Raw genomic sequence first — 15584 nt, forward strand, 5'->3', positions numbered from 1 at the left:
ATTAATAAATACGCCGCCATCATAAAGGCGGATCGGCCACGACCCAAAGCACAATGAATAACCACGGAGCGTCCGGGTTTTGCGGTGAGTGTGGATCCAGTTTAGAGCGCGCTGAATTTGCGTATCCGAAGGCACCGAATGATCCAGAATCGGAATGTTCAAGTAGTCCACATCGGCTTGGTATGACACCCAATTTAAAGAGCTAAATTCAGCGGTCACGTCTAAAACGGCGCCGATGTTCTCGCTTTTTATTTCATGCATATCAGAAGGAAATAAGCGTCGTGCCAAGAACAGACCATCGTCTATTTTTTGCAATGCCGGTACCGAATCCGTGCTTCTTGCCCAGCTGTTATAAAGCTGGGTGCTCCACAAAAACGGCATAAATACCCAACGAATATAAACGGGCACGGTACCGTCGGAACGTTTGCGAAAAATAGTCGGTTTATTAAGAAGGTAGGCAAGACTGACGGTGAAAAAAGACAGGGCGAACCATGCCCACGCGAACTGAAAATACACATTGCTGGTCTTAATCACCAACAAAACAAAAACCGCTGCGACCAATAAAAAATAGCTTGGTTTAAACAATTCAACTCTCCTAGCATCCAGCTATCGAGTAATCAGAGTAACACACCGCCTTATAAAATAAAGACAGGGAAAAGTGAGAAGCCTGTAAGGTTAGGAGTAACGACTGCCCTAGATGACCTTTTCAACTCCGTTTACACGAATATAGAGATCCACGTCGGATTGGTTCGTAACACTTACTCTTGGAAAATGATTTTCCGAGGCAAATGCAGAACCATTTAAAGTGATAAAGATCGTGATTATGATCAGGTAAATGGCGTGCGTGTTTCGGAATAGCAAACCGCACCTCAAGGCCGTCATGTTTCTTTAACTGTATTAGTATTGCACAAAAAATAGACGGTTTTATCTGGATTAATCTGTTTGAGTTTTGTTAGTCGCTTGTAATCAGGTCGTTTATCGCTCTGGAAATCAGGTCTTTTTTCACTAAGGTGCGCGTCACGGGTTTATCGAACCAAAAGTGCATAGGTTGATCAAAACCAATGCCGTGCATGTAGTTGTAGAGTGCTTTGCGCAGACCTTCGCCGATCATGTCGTGGTCGGTTCCGGTTGGGTCGGTGAAATCCACATCGTTTTCTGCGAACAATATCTCTGGGCGCTCGGCCAGCGTAATGCCGTATTCTTCAGGGTGAATGCCAATCGGACTGTGAGCCGTGGCGGCAAAGCGGTGCCAATAAGCCGATTGGAAACAGCCATGCTCCATCATTTGACGCACCATGTCTAAAGCGTCGATGGATTCTTGTTCCGTTTGCGTTGGAAAACCGTACATCAAATAAGCGTGTACTAAAATGCCGGCGTCGCTAAAGCCTTTGGTTACGCGAGCGACTTGCTCGACGCTGACACCTTTTTTCATCAGTTTTAGCAATCGATCGGACGCGACTTCCAGACCACCGCTCACCGCGATACACCCTGAATCCGCCAATAATTGACAGCGCTCGGGCGTGAAGGTTTTTTCGAAACGGATATTGCCCCACCAACTGATGACCACGCCCCGCTCGATCAAACGTCTTGCTAAGGCGAACAGGGCTTTGGGCGGTGCGGCTTCATCGACAAAATGGAAGCCGGTTTGTCCGGTTTCTTCGATCAACTCTTCAATCCGATCCACCAAAATGTCGGCACCCGCAGCGTCGTAACGGTCGATGTAATCCAATGTGACATCGCAAAAACTGCACTTGCGCCAGTAACAACCGTGGGCAATGGTCAGCTTGTTCCAGCGGCCATCGCTCCAAATACGGTGCATGGGGTTAAGCATTTCGCACAAGGACAAATATTCCGTTAATGGCAAACCATCGTAAATTGGCGTGCCCACATCGGTTTGCGGAATATCGTGCAAGTCGGCGTTTTCATTGTAGTGAACGTAGGGCTCACCCTTGTCGTCTTCTGCAAGGAAGTAAGTACGCACTAACTCGTCGATTTCACGCTTGCCGTCAAAAAATTCCAGCAAGGTCATAAACGGGCGTTCGCCATCATCGAGACAGATAAAGTCGACAAATTCAAACACGCGAGGATCTTTCAGCGCACGCAGTTCGGTATTTACAAAACCGCCGCCCATCACCACAGGAAGATCGGGGTTAATGGCTTTGCAGGTTTGCGCGATACGCAACGCGCCGAGCATGTTGCCTGGGAAGGGCACGGTTAAAGCGACCACACTGGGTTGGGCTTCTTCCAGATATTGTTCGACCAATTGTTCGAGAATTTCAGAACTAAAACTGGGCTCGCCCATTAGGGTGTCGTACAAGTTGTCGAAGCTAGGGTTTGCCGCTGCCAGACGTTCACCGTAACGGCTGACTTCAAAATACGGATCGACGCCTTGGGTAATGACCGCGGACAAATCGTTGATAAACAAGGTCGCCAAATACTTGGCTTTGTCTTGAACACCTAAATTGCCGAACGCGCTTTTTAGCACATCGCCAGACACGGCTTCCATTTGTGCAATGGCGTCAAACGCAGGGCCTTCTGGTAAAAAGCGGCGAGAAATAATACGCAATGCAAGACTGGGGTCTTTGCCTTGCAAAAAGCGAATGGCAGGTTCTACCGCGAGGCGATATCGGTCGAACTCCGCCAAAAATGTGTATATCACATCGGGTAATTCATCGTCTTCGAAAGACTCGAAATTGTCTTCCACATGCTGGCGAATAATGTTCAACGCGGGCGCGGTCATCATTTCAAGAAACAATTCAATGGCCGGATCGCGCTGCACCGCCTCATAGCCCCGAGAGCGCAAAAAGCCTGTCAGATACGCCGTCGCAGGATAGGGCGTATTCAGTTGCGTCATGGGAGGGGTCATCAGAAGAACGGTCATAGCGTGCCTTTAAAGTAATACCTAATCGGAATAGGGCGGATTCTAGCATTTAAAAGAGGCCACCACCCTCAAAAAATGATCTGGCTATGTTCTCGTTTTAATCCAAAATCGCAGTGAGATAACCGCTTCCGAGTTGCTGCATTTGAACTTCAACCCAGTCGACTCGTTGGCGAAGATAATAGGTCAAATCATTGGGGTTCCGAGTGCGTGGGCTGGGTAATAATACCGCCAAATGAGCCGCCATATTTTTTTGTAAATACCGTGTCTACGTTTTGCCATCTAGGATCTCGTAATAGGATGAGTCAGGCGCTCTGGCCTGTGATTTACCACAGTATAAACCATCCTGCTAAATGGCCTGCTTTTTACCTTGGCGTTTGCAACGCTCGGAGCAGTATTTTACTTGTGCCCAATCGCGCTCCCACTTTTTGCGCCACACAAATGGCCGCTGGCAAACGGGGCATATTTTTTCGGGTAAATGGTTTTTCTTGTGAGCCATAAGCGCCTCTTTTAGGCCGACATGGTTACATTCAATCGTGCTAATCGTATTCCTGAAACCATTGAGTGATCAGATCAAACACTTTGCGAATTCGTGGGTTGGTGTGTAACTCGCGGTGCGTGACAAGCCACAAAGGTACCGTAATAGGAGCGCCAAAATGCTCAAACGCACGCACGAAGCTGGGTTCTTTGTCTCCAATGGTTTGGGGAAACAGCCCCAAGCCCAAGCCCTTTTTGACCAATTCCCATTGCAGTCCTTGAAACGGCGTGACGATGGGAAAGTGCTGCTCCGTTAATGGCCAGCCCAAGGCATGTAAGCGACGGAGGAGATCGCCTTCTCGCTCAAAACCAATGATTTCCACCGCCCCAAGGTCTTTTGGCTGTGCGGGTGAGCCATAACGAGCCACCGTGTCAGGTAAACCATAAAACCAAATGGGCTCGTCGACCAAACGACGAGCAATCAAATCCAGCTCGGTTGGCTGAAAGCTTCGTATGGCGATATCAGCATCACGGCGTTTGAGGTCACTGATGCTGTTATTGACATGAATGGTCAGCCGGATCGTGGGCGCGTGTTCTCTTAGAAAAGCCGTGATCGCGGGCAGCCGAAACAGCGCGTCTATTTCGCTGACAGACAGGCTGACTTCGCCCTCCAAGTCGGACGACAACCCCGACACTGCCAAGCTCACTTGTTGCGCGGCCATGCCCATTGGCGCGGTGAATTCTAGCAAATGCTGCCCAGCGTCGGTCAAGACTAAGCCTGTGCTAAGGCGTTCAAACAGCGTGACGTTAAGCGCGCTTTCAAGGTTGTAAATCTGACGGCTCAGGGTGGGTTGAGTCACGCCTATGTGCTTGGCCGCTTTTGAAAAAGAACCTTCTCGTGCGGCGGTAAGAAACGCTTTTAACGCATTCCAATCTAATTGCTCGTATTGATTCGCCATACAAATACGCATATCCGCTCTTTGATTTTGGGTGATTTTAATAGCATATCGACCCCGTTAGACTTTATCCATACAAAAACGAACAGGTAGATAAAATGACGGTAACCAAACACATTGCCATTATAGGCGGCTCGGGCAAGCTGGGAAGATACATGATCGAAGAAGCTCTCTTGCTGGGTTACCAAGTAACCGCAGTGTGTCGACCTCAGAGTGTGGGAAAATTGGAACAATGGAAAGACCGAATCCAAATCGTGCCCGCTTATACCGACGACCGTGAGGCATTGGGACTTTTGTTGCCCAAGGTCGATGCGGTGTTAACCGTATTAGCGCCTTGGGGTGTCAATGGCTATGCCACGAATACCGCCAAGGCCGTGCTGGATTTCGCCCCAGTCAATGCACGTTTGATCTTCTCATGCGGTTGGCACATCAGCCGTGATGGCAAAGACCAGTACTCCTTCAAACTAAAATGTTTCGTCGCCGTCTTTGAAAAATTAGCACGCTGGTTACGCATCGCCGACATTGCTGATCAAGTTCGCGCGACTAATGCCATATTTGCCTCAAAACAACCTTGGACCGTCGTACGCGGCTGTGATCTAGAAGAAGGTGAAAGCCAAGGAATGCCTATTTGGGCGGAACACGTAGGGGATGAACGCATTGCACACAACCTAGTGCGTCGCATCGACTTCGCCAAATTCATGGTCGCTGCTATTGAGAAAGACGAACTGATACAAACCGCGCCCGCTATTGCGAGTTGCTAAATTGGGGCAGATGAAAATAGAAAACTTTGGCAACCACATGAACTTTAGCTCAAGCTTAGCCGCCAGCAAAAAACGCGAGCGAAGCGTTACCAAGCTTTATTCAAATGCCACATCCCAGAAGAAGAACTCGGACGGATTCGATCCGCGACGCATTCAGATATGGCACTGGGAAACGAACGTTTCAAAGAGCAGATCGAGAAGCTAACGGGTAGGCGAGTGACGCCAAGAAAGCGCGTAAGATAACAGGATTAGAAGGCGTGATTTTCATCTATCCCTAACTGTCTGAAGAAGCAGGTTTTGTTGCGACCGCTGTTTTTTGCTTCGTATAAGGCGATATCGGCTTGATGAATGAGCCGTTCTAAGGTGATTTCTAAATGCTGCCCTGTATATTCTGCGACACCGATGCTGACCTTGAGATGATAGTCATTTAGCGTCACGCGATGCAGGTCTTGGTGGAATGTTTTGTCAAACATGATGACGGTTTGCATATCGGTATTTGCTAAAGCGATGAGAAACTCTTCACCACCCCATCGACAAATAACGTGATTCTCCGGAAAGTTTGCCTCAAGACGTTGAGCAACCTGCTTTAATATTAGATCGCCTGTTTGATGTCCATAGGTGTCGTTGACTTTCTTAAAGTGATCAATGTCGATCAACAATATGGTCAGTGGGTGCAGATAACTCGCTTCGCCCATTAAATCGTGTATTCGACGCGTAGCTTCACGCCGATTCAGCAGACCGGTGAGATCGTCTACGCTAGAGAGTTTGGTTAGATTTTTGGTTTGTTGTTCTAATTCGTCCCGCGTGGTGATCAGCTCTTGATACAACTTATCCCGTTTCTCTGATATGAACAGAGACCAATAGACTTTATCGTCATGAGAGAGGCGAGTGTTAAGCGTGACTGGCGTTCGTGTTTTGTTTGCCGTCAGGATAACTGCCTGCGTTTCATCAAGAAACCCCTCTTTGATTAAAGAGGGGTAAAGGTAGCTTTCAAATAGGATTTCACTAGCTTTAGTGAATAAATTTGCCACGTCGTTCCCCGATAATTCTAAAGGGGCGAAACCAAAGCGTTCCGCAAAGAAGTCATTAGCGTACTCGATTTTTCTCGTTCTCAAATCACTGATTAACAATCCACAGGGAAAAGACGGTGGCTTCACTTCTTGGCCTGCTGAGTAATAAAGCGTTCGATATAGACTGAGACAGTTTCTGGATGCGTCATGTGTAAGCAGTGTCCGGTTGCGTGGATTACTTCCAGCGACGAGTGAGGTAAATGTTGGTGAACATACTGCCCGATGTCTAAGGATGCTAGGGAGTCGTTTTCACTCTGCAAAATTAAACAAGGGTGCTTTGATTCGCTAAGCAAGTGGCGGTAGTCGGAAAAGAAGGTTGCCTTAGCGAATGGCTTAGAATATGTGGGATCCGTTGAGCAAAAGCTGTTAGTAAGATGTGTTGTTAATTCTTCGCTGTGACCTGTGCCCATGACAAATGGAGCCAGATAATTAGCCCACCCAATGTAATTTTTATCCATTAGGTTGATCAGCTCTTCTAAATCCTCGCGTTCGAATCCCCCTTGGTATTCTTCGCCAATATTCAAAAAGCAGGGTGAAGGGCAAACCATAATTAACGATGCGAACAATTCTGGGCGTTTTAACGATGCCAATAAGCCGATCATACTGCTAACCGAATGGCCCACGAAGATGACAGAGGACATCGACAAACCCTCAAGCAATTCGATTACGTCAAGGGCATAGCCTTCGAGCTTAGTGTAGCGTTCAGGGTCGTAAAGACTTAATTGAGATTGGCCGCTGCCCACATAGTCGAAGCAGACCACCGTATAGTTGGATTCTAGGTGAGGGAGTAGATAACTCCACATGGATTGATCGCACCCGAAACCGTGGGCCAGAACAATCGCTTGGTTTCCTTGTCCAGAAATTTTGACGTTGTTACGCTGGATAACGTCAATGTTATTGGTGGAAGAGTTTGATGTTATCAACATAATTTGCCCTATTTTTTCATTATTAGCACAGCTTATGTTATCTAAAGCACATTATCAGAAAAGGGCAAGTCTTTTTATAAAATTGGTGAAATTGGGCAGATGAAAATAGAAGATTTATAGTTTTGCCAGTGAAGCTTAGCCGTCAGCAAGAAACGCGAGCGAAGCGTTACCAAGCCTTATTTAAATACCACATCCCAGAAGAAGAGCTCGTATGGATTCGATCCGCGACGCATTCAGATATGGCACTGGGAAACGAACGTTTCAAAGAGCAGATCGAGAGGCTAACAGGTAGGCGAGTGATGCCACGAAAGCGCGGTAGCAAACCGAGCCAGATGGGTTGAATTTTCATCTGACCCCAATTGTTTAATCCGCTACGCATTCAGATATGGCACTGGGAAACGGTAAGCGTGCGGTAAACCACACATAGGCAGCGTCAATTTTTTATTGCCATAAAACTTGTATCTGACACGTGATTGTAATAATTTAAGATTTGACAGAGGGTAAATGGATTTACCTATGCCTCCAGGACGGAGGCTCTGTCTCTTTTCAGGAAGATTCAAGGCTGCATGGATGCAGCGGGAAGATTTTTATCTTTATTCTCAATCTTAAGTCAGCTTGATATTCCACGGCAATAATTCTTCCATGTCATCGTTTTCTTTTCTTCTCGGCAGCTCTTCAAACAATCTTCCTAAGTAATCATACGGGATAAGCCCATTGGCTTTGGCTGTTTCTATTATGCTGTAAAGCGTTGCACTGGATTTTGCACCATTCCCCGTATTGGAGAACAGCCAGTTTTTGCGTCCAATCACGAAGGGCTTGATGGCGCGTTCCGCTCGGTTGTTATCGATGTTGATGCGATAATCACTCAAGTAAACGGTAAGTTTGTCCCATTGATTGAGATTGTATTGGATGGCTTTACCCAATAAAGATTTAGGTGGGACTTGTTGAGCTGACTTTTCAAGCCAAGCTTTGTAGTTCGCTAGTACTTCGGGCGCTTGCTCCTGACGGATTTTAAAGGCGGCTTCTGCATTGTCAGCCTGTTGGGCCAACGTCTCGATAGCGTACAGCTTTTTGATGTGATTGATCGCCATCGTTGCTTTTCCTGACTTGCCTTTCGGCATGCCTTTTTCCGCTTCAATAAACTTACGACGTGCATGTGCCCAGCAACCAGCCAGCTTGGCTTGGGTCGATTCGTACGCTTGGTAGCCATCGACATTAAGATAGCCATCGAAGCCTTGTAAAAAGTCGACGGCGCATTGCCCACTTCGTGTCGGTTGGTAATCGTATAGGACGATATTCGGGATCGGATTGCGTTTGTCTGGGGCATCTTTGCCTGTGCAATACACCCACATGTAACATTTCGAACGAGCTTCTTTGATCACATTGAGGGTGGTTTCATCCGCTTGGATGACGGACTGTTTCAGTAATTCTTGATGCAGCCGTTCATAAAGCTTCTCTAAGGCATCGGCACATTTTTTCATCCAATCTGACATGGTTCGTCGGCTCAACTCGATACCGGATTGCTTAAATAAGGTTTCTTGTCGATAGAGTGGTAAGCTGTATTGGAATTTACCCGTGATAATCTGACTCAGCAGACTTGGCGTCGCGATGCCTTTGGGGATAATGCTCGGTGGCACAGCCGCTTGTTTAATCGCATTCTGAGTGCCTGTTTTCTCACACTCACGGCACGCGTATTTAGGGCGAACCGTTTCGATGACCTTGAGTTGAGCCGGGATAAAATCAAGCTTTTCAGAACGGTCTTCACCTATGCGATGAAGTGCACCTTGGCAACATGAGCAGACTTTGTCTGACTCAGCGATATCCAGTACAACCGTTTCGCGAGGTAAATCCTTTGGCAGGGGCTTAGGTTTCGAGCGAGTGTAAGAGACGGTCTGCGTTTCAGTCTCCGTGTCGATGACATCAGATTCGGCCGCCATTTCATCAAACAACTCACCTTGCCCAGGTGAGGTTTCCGAGCTTTTGCCAAACTGCTTTTGCTGCGCCAAACGCCACTGCTCTAAAATGAACGTGTATTTCGATTGCCACTGTGCAAGCTGCGAGTCTTTTTCACCCAATAGCCGAGCTTGCTCAAGCAAGATAGCCTTGAGTGACTCAACGTCATTGGGTAAGTTTTCTGGAAGCATTTTCATGGGTTGGATTATACCAACCTAATGGGTTATTCGTCATGATATCGATAGGTTAAATGCGGATGAGCCTCTTTAGAGTGAAGAGGCAAACCATCCAACAACCAATTAAGTTGTCGATGGGATATGTGCCGCGATAAATGTTCATCCTCAATGCCAGGCCATTGGAAAGAGCCTTTTTCCAATCGTTTGTAATGCAACCAAAAACCATTATTAGACCACTGCAATATTTTGATCTTGTCACGGCTCGACCACAGAAGACAAAAATGTTCTCACTACAAGGTTCTTTTTCAAGATCGTAGGCGACGATATTGCAAAGCCCATCAATGGCTTTACGCATGTCGGTAGGCCCACAAATCAGTGTAACGTTAAGCTGGGAAGATGCAGTAAACATGAGTCTGTTGCTCCTATTTAAAAGACAACAGACTTTAAGGGGTTTGGGAAAGATTAAAATGTGTGGTTTGCCGCACGCTTACGATCAAACTATCTTGGTTATCTTACAGTCTACCCCAAGGCTCTTTATCACAGACTGTTTATTGTCGGTTGCAATACGTTGGTGTCAGTACTAAAATTGATCATTTAGAAGGGCTTAACATATGACTCATTACTGGATTGTCCATATGTTCTCACGCTACCAATGATTCGCCGGTGACATCATTGTTGATGGTTAGACTAAACATTGTTTAGTCACCCTGACCCCAAAGAGCTAAAGGGCTGCCACGAACTATCATTTTTCATTTTAAAAAAGAGCATTTGTCTTGCTCTTTTTTTATGTTTGTTAAAAAGTCGCAATGATTGTTCAGAGGGGGGCTGTCATAGGCGCTTACAATGCCGTAAAAGGTTCTGAGAACATGTTTCAATGTGTTTATAACATTGCGCAAAGCTAGCGAGTGTTTTAGTATTGCATTTAACACGGCCCCTGCCTCTTGGCTCTTCGGAGTTTACGCGGGGGTTTTTTGTGTCCACCATTCTTGCCAGTTTTCTGGTGCACCCATGTCTTTAATCGAGCAGGTTTTATCTGATTTTAGTTCAGGAAAGCTCTCTAGCATCTGCTCTATCCTGATATGCCAATGAGTATTTGGACAAATCCCTAAAATAAGGTGTCTTACAATCGCGATAAGTAGAAATGGCTTAGCGATCAAGTCTTGCTTTCCGATAAAGTTATCGCACCATTCGATCTGACCAAGGTTTGGTAGTTTAGGCTGATCAATGATGTTGCGGTTCCAAAGTCTGCTGTGATGAGCAACAATATTCCTTAAGTAGTTTAGTGACCTTAGCCAACTGGCGAATACAGAGAAATCTTGTACTCCATATTTCTGAGCAATTTGTGCCTGATCTTTGGTTTGCATCATCGAAAAAAGCTGAGACATGGAGCCAAAATCCCAAATTTCGATCGCTATCCATATTGGTAGGTCTTCGCCTGGGTATCGCGTATGGAAGTGTTTTACGAAGTCTTCTTTAGAGCGCTTTAGTAATCCCGAGTACTTTTCTTGCCATGCCTCGAAGGCAGGTTTACCACGAAACTTTTTATTGGCAAATGTGGGGTGGAAGAGAGTTTTGTCTCGGTATGCAAAAGCATCTTTAGTACCAAGTAAGTAGGCCATATCGACTCTAAGCGCGATTTCGATTCTTTCTAGTGCATCGGTGAGACTCAGGCGCAAAGATTTATCAAATAGATATAGGTTAACGGCATCTAAAAAGTGGGTGTTTTTATAAAAATCATCTTGCGCTTTCAGAACGAGTTTATTGTTCTGTTTATTCATCTCTAATTGGAAGGTACGAAATGGGTACCAATATGCGCTTAACCGATAATAGCCAATTCGCTCTAGGTATGAGCGAGCCTGATTAGGTTCACCAATGTTCATTCCACGAACTTTGAGCAATCTCAGTTGCTCTTCAAAGGATTTCCAAGGTTTTTGGTATTTCATAAAGCATCCTTGCTTTTAAATGTTATTTTTAATGCGCCTCGTCCCAGTTACCCCCAACCCCAGCCTCTACAAGCAAAGGCACGTCAATTTGGCTGCTATTCTGCATGATGTCGACGATTTTCTTCTGTGCCGCATCAAGGTCTTTTTCGGCGACTTCGAAGATGAGTTCATCGTGTACTTGCATGATCATTTTCACGTCTAGGTCGGTTTCTGCTAGCCAGTCGTGCATGTTGATCATGGCGCGTTTGATGATGTCGGCGGCGGAGCCTTGCATCGGGGCGTTGATCGCGGTGCGTTCGGCGGCTTGGCGCATCATGGCGTTTTTCGCTTTGATGTCTGGCAAGTACAAGCGGCGGCCGTAGATGGTTTCTACATAGCCTTTTTCTTTCGCGCTTTCGCGGGTGTTTTCCATGTATTGCTGTACGCCTGGGTAACGCTCGAAGTAGCGTTTGATGTATTTGCCGGCTTCTGGGCGACCAATGCCGAGCTGTTTCGCGAGGCCAAAGGCGGACATGCCGTAGATCAAGCCGAAGTTGATGGCTTTGGCGCGGCGGCGTTGCTCTGTGGTGACGTCTTCTAGGCTGACGTCGAAGACTTCCGCGGCGGTGGCTTTGTGCACGTCAGCGTCTTTGGTGAAGGCGTCTAATAAGCCCGGATCTTGCGATAAGTGAGCCATGATGCGCAATTCGACTTGCGAATAGTCGGCCGCGACCAGCTTGTAGCCTTTAGGCGCGACAAAGGCTTGGCGAATACGACGACCTTCAGTAGAACGAATCGGAATGTTCTGCAAGTTTGGATCGGTCGAAGACAAACGTCCCGTCGCGGTAATGGCTTGGTGGTAAGAGGTATGAATGCGGCCGGTTTTTTGGATCATTTCTGGCAGTTTGTCGGTGTAAGTGGATTTCAACTTAGACAGAGTGCGGTGTTCCATGATCAAGCGAGGCAGTTCGTGTTCTTGCGCCAGTTCTTGCAAGATAGGTTCAGCGGTGGATGGTTGGCCTTTTGGTGTTTTCTTGATCACAGGCAAGCCTTGCTTTTCGAACAAGATGACTTGCAGCTGTTTTGGCGAACTTAGGTTGAAGCTTTCGCCCGCTTCTTCGTGGGCTTTGATCTCCAGCTCTTGTAGCTTGCCTGCGATTTCAGCGCTTTGGGCATGAAGCAGCTCGGATCAATCAAGGCGCCGGTTTGTTCCATTTTCGCCAAGACCGGAATTAGCGGACATTCGATGTCTTTGAAAATGCTGACGAGTTCTGGCGTGGTTTCGATTTTCGGCCAAATCGCTTGGTGCAAACGCACGGTGATGTCGGCGTCTTCCGCGGCGTAGAAAGCGGCGACTTCTAGATCGATTTGGTTGAAGGTTTTTTGTTTTGCGCCTTTGCCAGCGATGTCTTCAAAGCTCACGTTGGTGTGACCAAGGAATTTGCTCGCCAAGGTGTCCATGTCGTGACGAGAGCTGACCGAGTTGTAGACGTACGATTCTAACATGGTGTCGTAAGCGATGCCGCGCAAGGTGATGCCGTAGTTGTTTAGCACGTTGGCGTCGTATTTTAGGTGTTGGCCGACTTTGGCTTGGCTGTCGTCTTCTAACCAAGGTTTCAGTTGTTCTAGCACCCAGTCGCGGTCCAGTTGTTCTGGCGCACCTTCGTAGTCATGGGCGACAGGAACGTAAGCCGCTTCGCCAGCTTTTACCGAGAAGGACAAGCCAACCAGTTCGGCGGCCATGTAGTTCAGCGAGGTGGTTTCGGTATCGAAGGCAACCAGCTCAGCGGCTTGGATTTTTCCAGCCATGTGTTGAAGCTGTCTTGTCTAAGACGGTGTCGTAGTTGGCTTCGATGTTGGATTTTACCGGTGTTTCCACTTGGCCATTTTGCTCTGAGGAAGACGAACGGTGTCGCTGGCGGTTTCGACGCTTGGCGCTTTATCTAGGTCAGACAACCAGGTTTTGAACTCCAGCTTGGTGAACCATTCACGTAGGGTTTCTTTAAGTCGGCTTCGCCGTTTTTCAATTCTTGAGGATCGAAGGGCAGTTCTACGTCGCATTTGATGGTGGCTAAGGTGTAAGACAACTCCGCCATTTCTTTGTTGTCTTCCATTTTTTGCTTCATGGTTTTAGAACCACGGAAACCCAAATCAGCGATTTCGTCTAAGCGGGTGTAGATGTCTTTGATGCTGCCCAATCCTTGCAACAAGGCAAGGGCGGTTTTTTCGCCTACGCCCGGTACGCCTGGAATGTTATCGACTTTGTCGCCCATCAGTGCGAGGTAATCAATAATAAGTTCAGGCGGAATGCCGAACTTGTCTTTCACGCCTTGGATGTCCATAACCGTGTTGTTCATGGTGTTCACAAGGGTGACTTTGTCGGTAACCAACTGAGCCATGTCTTTATCGCCCGTGGAAACCACCACTTCACGGCCTTGTTCGCCCACTTGTTTGGCGATGGTGCCGATCACGTCGTCGGCTTCTACGCCATCGATGATGACCAGTGGCAAGCCCATGGCTTCCACCACGCGGTGAATCGGTTCGATTTGTGGGCGTAGGTCGTCTGGCATGGGTGGACGGTGCGCTTTGTATTCGCTGTAAATGTCGTCGCGGAAGGTTTTGCCCTTGGCATCGAAGATGATGACCATGGGGGAATTTGGGTAGGTTTTGATGAGGCTGCGGATCATGCTGATCACCCCACGCGTGGCGTTGGTTGGGTGGCCGTCGCTGGTGTGCATCGGTGGAATCGCGTGGAATGCTCGGTAAAGGTAAGACGAGCCGTCTACCAAGATCATCGGTGTTTGTGTTGTAGAATCCGTAGCCAAAATAGAACCTCTTTGTGAATCGGCAAATATGAGGTCTATTCTAAGCACTTACGAGGATTTTTACAGCCAAAACTCGGCATAAACGAAACTAGCGTATTGGTTTAATCCAACTTCATGAGGCGTTTCATCTTTTCGGACAGTTGCGGTTGCATCTCACTGAACATGACCACTTGATCGCGGCCATTTTCTTTTGCGTGATATAAGGCTTGGTCGGCTTCTTCAATGAGCTGGTCGAAATCTTGGGCGCCGGCAATGCGAGACACGCCGATGCTGGTGGTGACTTTGCCCACAGTACGAAAGGGAATATGACGAAACACCATGTGGCAATCTGCGGCCAATTTGTTCAGCGTGGCGGGTGTTGGATTGGCGACCACCAAAATAAATTCTTCACCGCCCCAGCGCGCCAAACAATGATTGTCGTGATACACGGTGCGCAGACGCGAGGCGATTTCAACCAAAACATGGTCGCCAGTAGAATGGCCGAAACGGTCGTTGATATTTTTGAAGTAATCCACATCGATCAGCAACAGCCCCATCGATTCCAGTTGATGGTTTCGGGTCAACCAACTGTCTAATCCACGTCGATTTAACGTGTCAGTTAAAAAGTCTCGATCGGCGTGAAGCTTATAACGTGTTAGATCATAAGAAATCTTTTCCATTTGCTCACGCATGCTTTGCTGATACGGAATGATGACAAAAATCAATAAGCTGGCTGGGCCGAAAATAAACAACAAGTCATAGCCGCGCGTAGTATGTAATTCCTCCGGATGCGTAAACAGATAATGCAGAACAGGCAGGGCGTTTAGTGCCCAAATTAACGCCGCCAATTTGGCGTATTTTTTGGGCAGCATTAACATCACCAATGTCGATGTTAAAACAATCATGCCTGAAATTGGTGGATAGCTTTCGATAAAGCGAATATCACCTTGCCATGCCCCGTGCGTGAAATAAAAGGTGGCTGGAGTGAAGGTCAACATCGTGATGGCCGTATATATATTGGTGGTTTTGCGAATTCTGGTCAGCGGTTTCTGATGGAAATATAACAACAGCAGCAAACACAACAGGCTGGTGATCGCAGGCTGTAGAGAGTCGATAGCAAATTGGGTTGGGTAAATATTAAAAAACACAGCACAAAACCCGTAGCTGAAAATAGATACGATAAGCAGCCGATAGACGGCGGATTTGACGATGTTTTTTTGGTGGCTGGTTGTGTTCATTACGCAATTCAAGGTTATGTGTCTGGTTAAATAATAGTCAGTTTCGCGGTATTACTCTGTTTTATCTTGGTGAGTTTATGTTTCGTAAGGTGTCTTGGGTGTTAATAGTGGGTGTTGAGGTCGATAAAATGTGCACAGAATAGGGCGATTTGCTCGACTTCGAATTGACCTTTTGCGGCTTATTGTGGAGCATAGGCGTTTTCTTAATCGCATCATCTTTTTGATCACAAATTAGGTAGCAAAACTTGGCTGTTTACACATCCCTTTCTGACTCAGACATGCGGGCCTTAGTGGCGGATTATTACTTAGGCGAGCTGGTTTCATTCCAAGGTATTTCTGGTGGCGTTGAGAACACCAATTACTTTTTGACCACCACCACAGGCAAGTACGTGGTGACCTTGTTTTGAAGAATTTGATTTAGAA

At 47.1% G+C, this 15584-nt stretch carries 13 protein-coding genes and 2 pseudogenes; 3 read left to right on the top strand and 12 right to left on the bottom strand.

Annotated features, from left to right (window positions below; translation table 11 throughout):
• The 5 genes and pseudogenes from N5P32_RS17045 to N5P32_RS17065 form a co-directional block, all read right to left on the bottom strand.
• Positions 1 to 585: pseudogene (locus N5P32_RS17045) on the bottom strand (hypothetical protein); the annotation flags it as partial.
• 367 nt (positions 586 to 952) lie between these two features.
• The gene (locus N5P32_RS17050; RefSeq protein ID WP_265730209.1) at positions 953 to 2881 is read right to left on the bottom strand and encodes a B12-binding domain-containing radical SAM protein; all 1929 of its coding nucleotides are present in this window, start codon (positions 2879 to 2881) and stop codon (positions 953 to 955) included.
• Positions 2882 to 2978: 97 nt separating this feature from the next.
• The gene (locus N5P32_RS17055; protein WP_265730210.1) at positions 2979 to 3113 is read right to left on the bottom strand and encodes a hypothetical protein; all 135 of its coding nucleotides are present in this window, start codon (positions 3111 to 3113) and stop codon (positions 2979 to 2981) included.
• 114 nt (positions 3114 to 3227) lie between these two features.
• Positions 3228 to 3377: a DUF2256 domain-containing protein gene (locus N5P32_RS17060; protein ID WP_265730211.1), complete on the bottom strand. Its 150-nt coding sequence runs from the start codon at positions 3375 to 3377 to the stop codon at positions 3228 to 3230.
• A gap of 40 nt (positions 3378 to 3417) precedes the next feature.
• The gene (locus N5P32_RS17065; protein ID WP_265730212.1) at positions 3418 to 4326 is read right to left on the bottom strand and encodes a LysR family transcriptional regulator; all 909 of its coding nucleotides are present in this window, start codon (positions 4324 to 4326) and stop codon (positions 3418 to 3420) included.
• Between the two features lie 83 nt (positions 4327 to 4409).
• Between N5P32_RS17065 and N5P32_RS17070 the strand changes: the two genes are divergently transcribed.
• Positions 4410 to 5072: an NAD(P)-dependent oxidoreductase gene (locus tag N5P32_RS17070; RefSeq protein ID WP_265730213.1), complete on the top strand. Its 663-nt coding sequence runs from the start codon at positions 4410 to 4412 to the stop codon at positions 5070 to 5072.
• Between the two features lie 248 nt (positions 5073 to 5320).
• Here N5P32_RS17070 and N5P32_RS17075 read toward each other — a convergent pair whose 3' ends face one another.
• Positions 5321 to 6229, bottom strand: a complete 909-nt coding sequence (locus N5P32_RS17075) for a GGDEF domain-containing protein (RefSeq protein ID WP_265730214.1) — start codon at positions 6227 to 6229, stop codon at positions 5321 to 5323.
• Entirely contained in the window at positions 6226 to 7068 is an 843-nt protein-coding gene (locus N5P32_RS17080; RefSeq protein ID WP_265730215.1) for an alpha/beta fold hydrolase, read from the bottom strand. Before N5P32_RS17080 ends, N5P32_RS17075 begins: the two co-directional genes overlap by 4 nt.
• 122 nt (positions 7069 to 7190) lie before the next feature.
• Between N5P32_RS17080 and N5P32_RS17085 the strand changes: the two genes are divergently transcribed.
• Positions 7191 to 7409 carry a hypothetical protein gene (locus N5P32_RS17085; RefSeq protein ID WP_265730216.1) on the top strand — a complete coding sequence of 73 codons (219 nt, stop codon included), beginning with the start codon at positions 7191 to 7193 and terminating at the stop codon, positions 7407 to 7409.
• 264 nt (positions 7410 to 7673) lie between these two features.
• Here the strand turns inward: N5P32_RS17085 and tnpC are convergent, their stop codons facing one another.
• The 5 genes and pseudogenes from tnpC to N5P32_RS17110 form a co-directional block, all read right to left on the bottom strand.
• On the bottom strand, positions 7674 to 9218 hold the full coding sequence (tnpC, locus tag N5P32_RS17090; RefSeq protein ID WP_265730217.1) for an IS66 family transposase: 1545 nt from the start codon (positions 9216 to 9218) through the stop codon (positions 7674 to 7676).
• Between the two features lie 26 nt (positions 9219 to 9244).
• Complete coding sequence (gene tnpB / locus N5P32_RS17095; protein WP_265730237.1) at positions 9245 to 9469, bottom strand: IS66 family insertion sequence element accessory protein TnpB; 225 nt, start codon at positions 9467 to 9469, stop codon at positions 9245 to 9247.
• A 684-nt stretch (positions 9470 to 10153) separates the two neighbouring features.
• Positions 10154 to 11140, bottom strand: coding sequence for an Abi family protein (locus N5P32_RS17100; RefSeq protein ID WP_265730218.1), 987 nt, complete (start codon positions 11138 to 11140; stop codon positions 10154 to 10156).
• A 28-nt stretch (positions 11141 to 11168) separates the two neighbouring features.
• Positions 11169 to 13914, bottom strand: a pseudogene (gene polA / locus N5P32_RS17105) (DNA polymerase I).
• 131 nt (positions 13915 to 14045) lie between these two features.
• Positions 14046 to 15161, bottom strand: coding sequence for a GGDEF domain-containing protein (locus N5P32_RS17110; RefSeq protein ID WP_265730219.1), 1116 nt, complete (start codon positions 15159 to 15161; stop codon positions 14046 to 14048).
• Between the two features lie 245 nt (positions 15162 to 15406).
• Between N5P32_RS17110 and N5P32_RS17115 the strand changes: the two genes are divergently transcribed.
• Positions 15407 to 15568 carry a hypothetical protein gene (locus N5P32_RS17115; RefSeq protein WP_265730220.1) on the top strand — a complete coding sequence of 54 codons (162 nt, stop codon included), beginning with the start codon at positions 15407 to 15409 and terminating at the stop codon, positions 15566 to 15568.
• The last annotated feature ends 16 nt before the right edge of the window (positions 15569 to 15584 follow it).

Source organism: Marinomonas pontica, from assembly GCF_026191375.1.
Taxonomy (GTDB): domain Bacteria; phylum Pseudomonadota; class Gammaproteobacteria; order Pseudomonadales; family Marinomonadaceae; genus Marinomonas; species Marinomonas pontica.

Bases quoted from the DNA above. Each gene is read 5' to 3' on its own strand.
- N5P32_RS17050 (WP_265730209.1), bottom strand. From the start codon at position 2,881: ATGACCGTTCTTCTGATGACCCCTCCCATGACGCAACTGAATACGCCC.
- N5P32_RS17070 (WP_265730213.1), top strand. From the start codon at position 4,410: ATGACGGTAACCAAACACATTGCCATTATAGGCGGCTCGGGCAAGCTG.
- tnpC (WP_265730217.1), bottom strand. From the start codon at position 9,218: ATGAAAATGCTTCCAGAAAACTTACCCAATGACGTTGAGTCACTCAAG.
- N5P32_RS17110 (WP_265730219.1), bottom strand. From the start codon at position 15,161: ATGAACACAACCAGCCACCAAAAAAACATCGTCAAATCCGCCGTCTAT.
- N5P32_RS17080 (WP_265730215.1), bottom strand. From the start codon at position 7,068: ATGTTGATAACATCAAACTCTTCCACCAATAACATTGACGTTATCCAG.
- N5P32_RS17100 (WP_265730218.1), bottom strand. From the start codon at position 11,140: ATGAAATACCAAAAACCTTGGAAATCCTTTGAAGAGCAACTGAGATTG.
- N5P32_RS17060 (WP_265730211.1), bottom strand. From the start codon at position 3,377: ATGGCTCACAAGAAAAACCATTTACCCGAAAAAATATGCCCCGTTTGC.
- N5P32_RS17065 (WP_265730212.1), bottom strand. From the start codon at position 4,326: ATGCGTATTTGTATGGCGAATCAATACGAGCAATTAGATTGGAATGCG.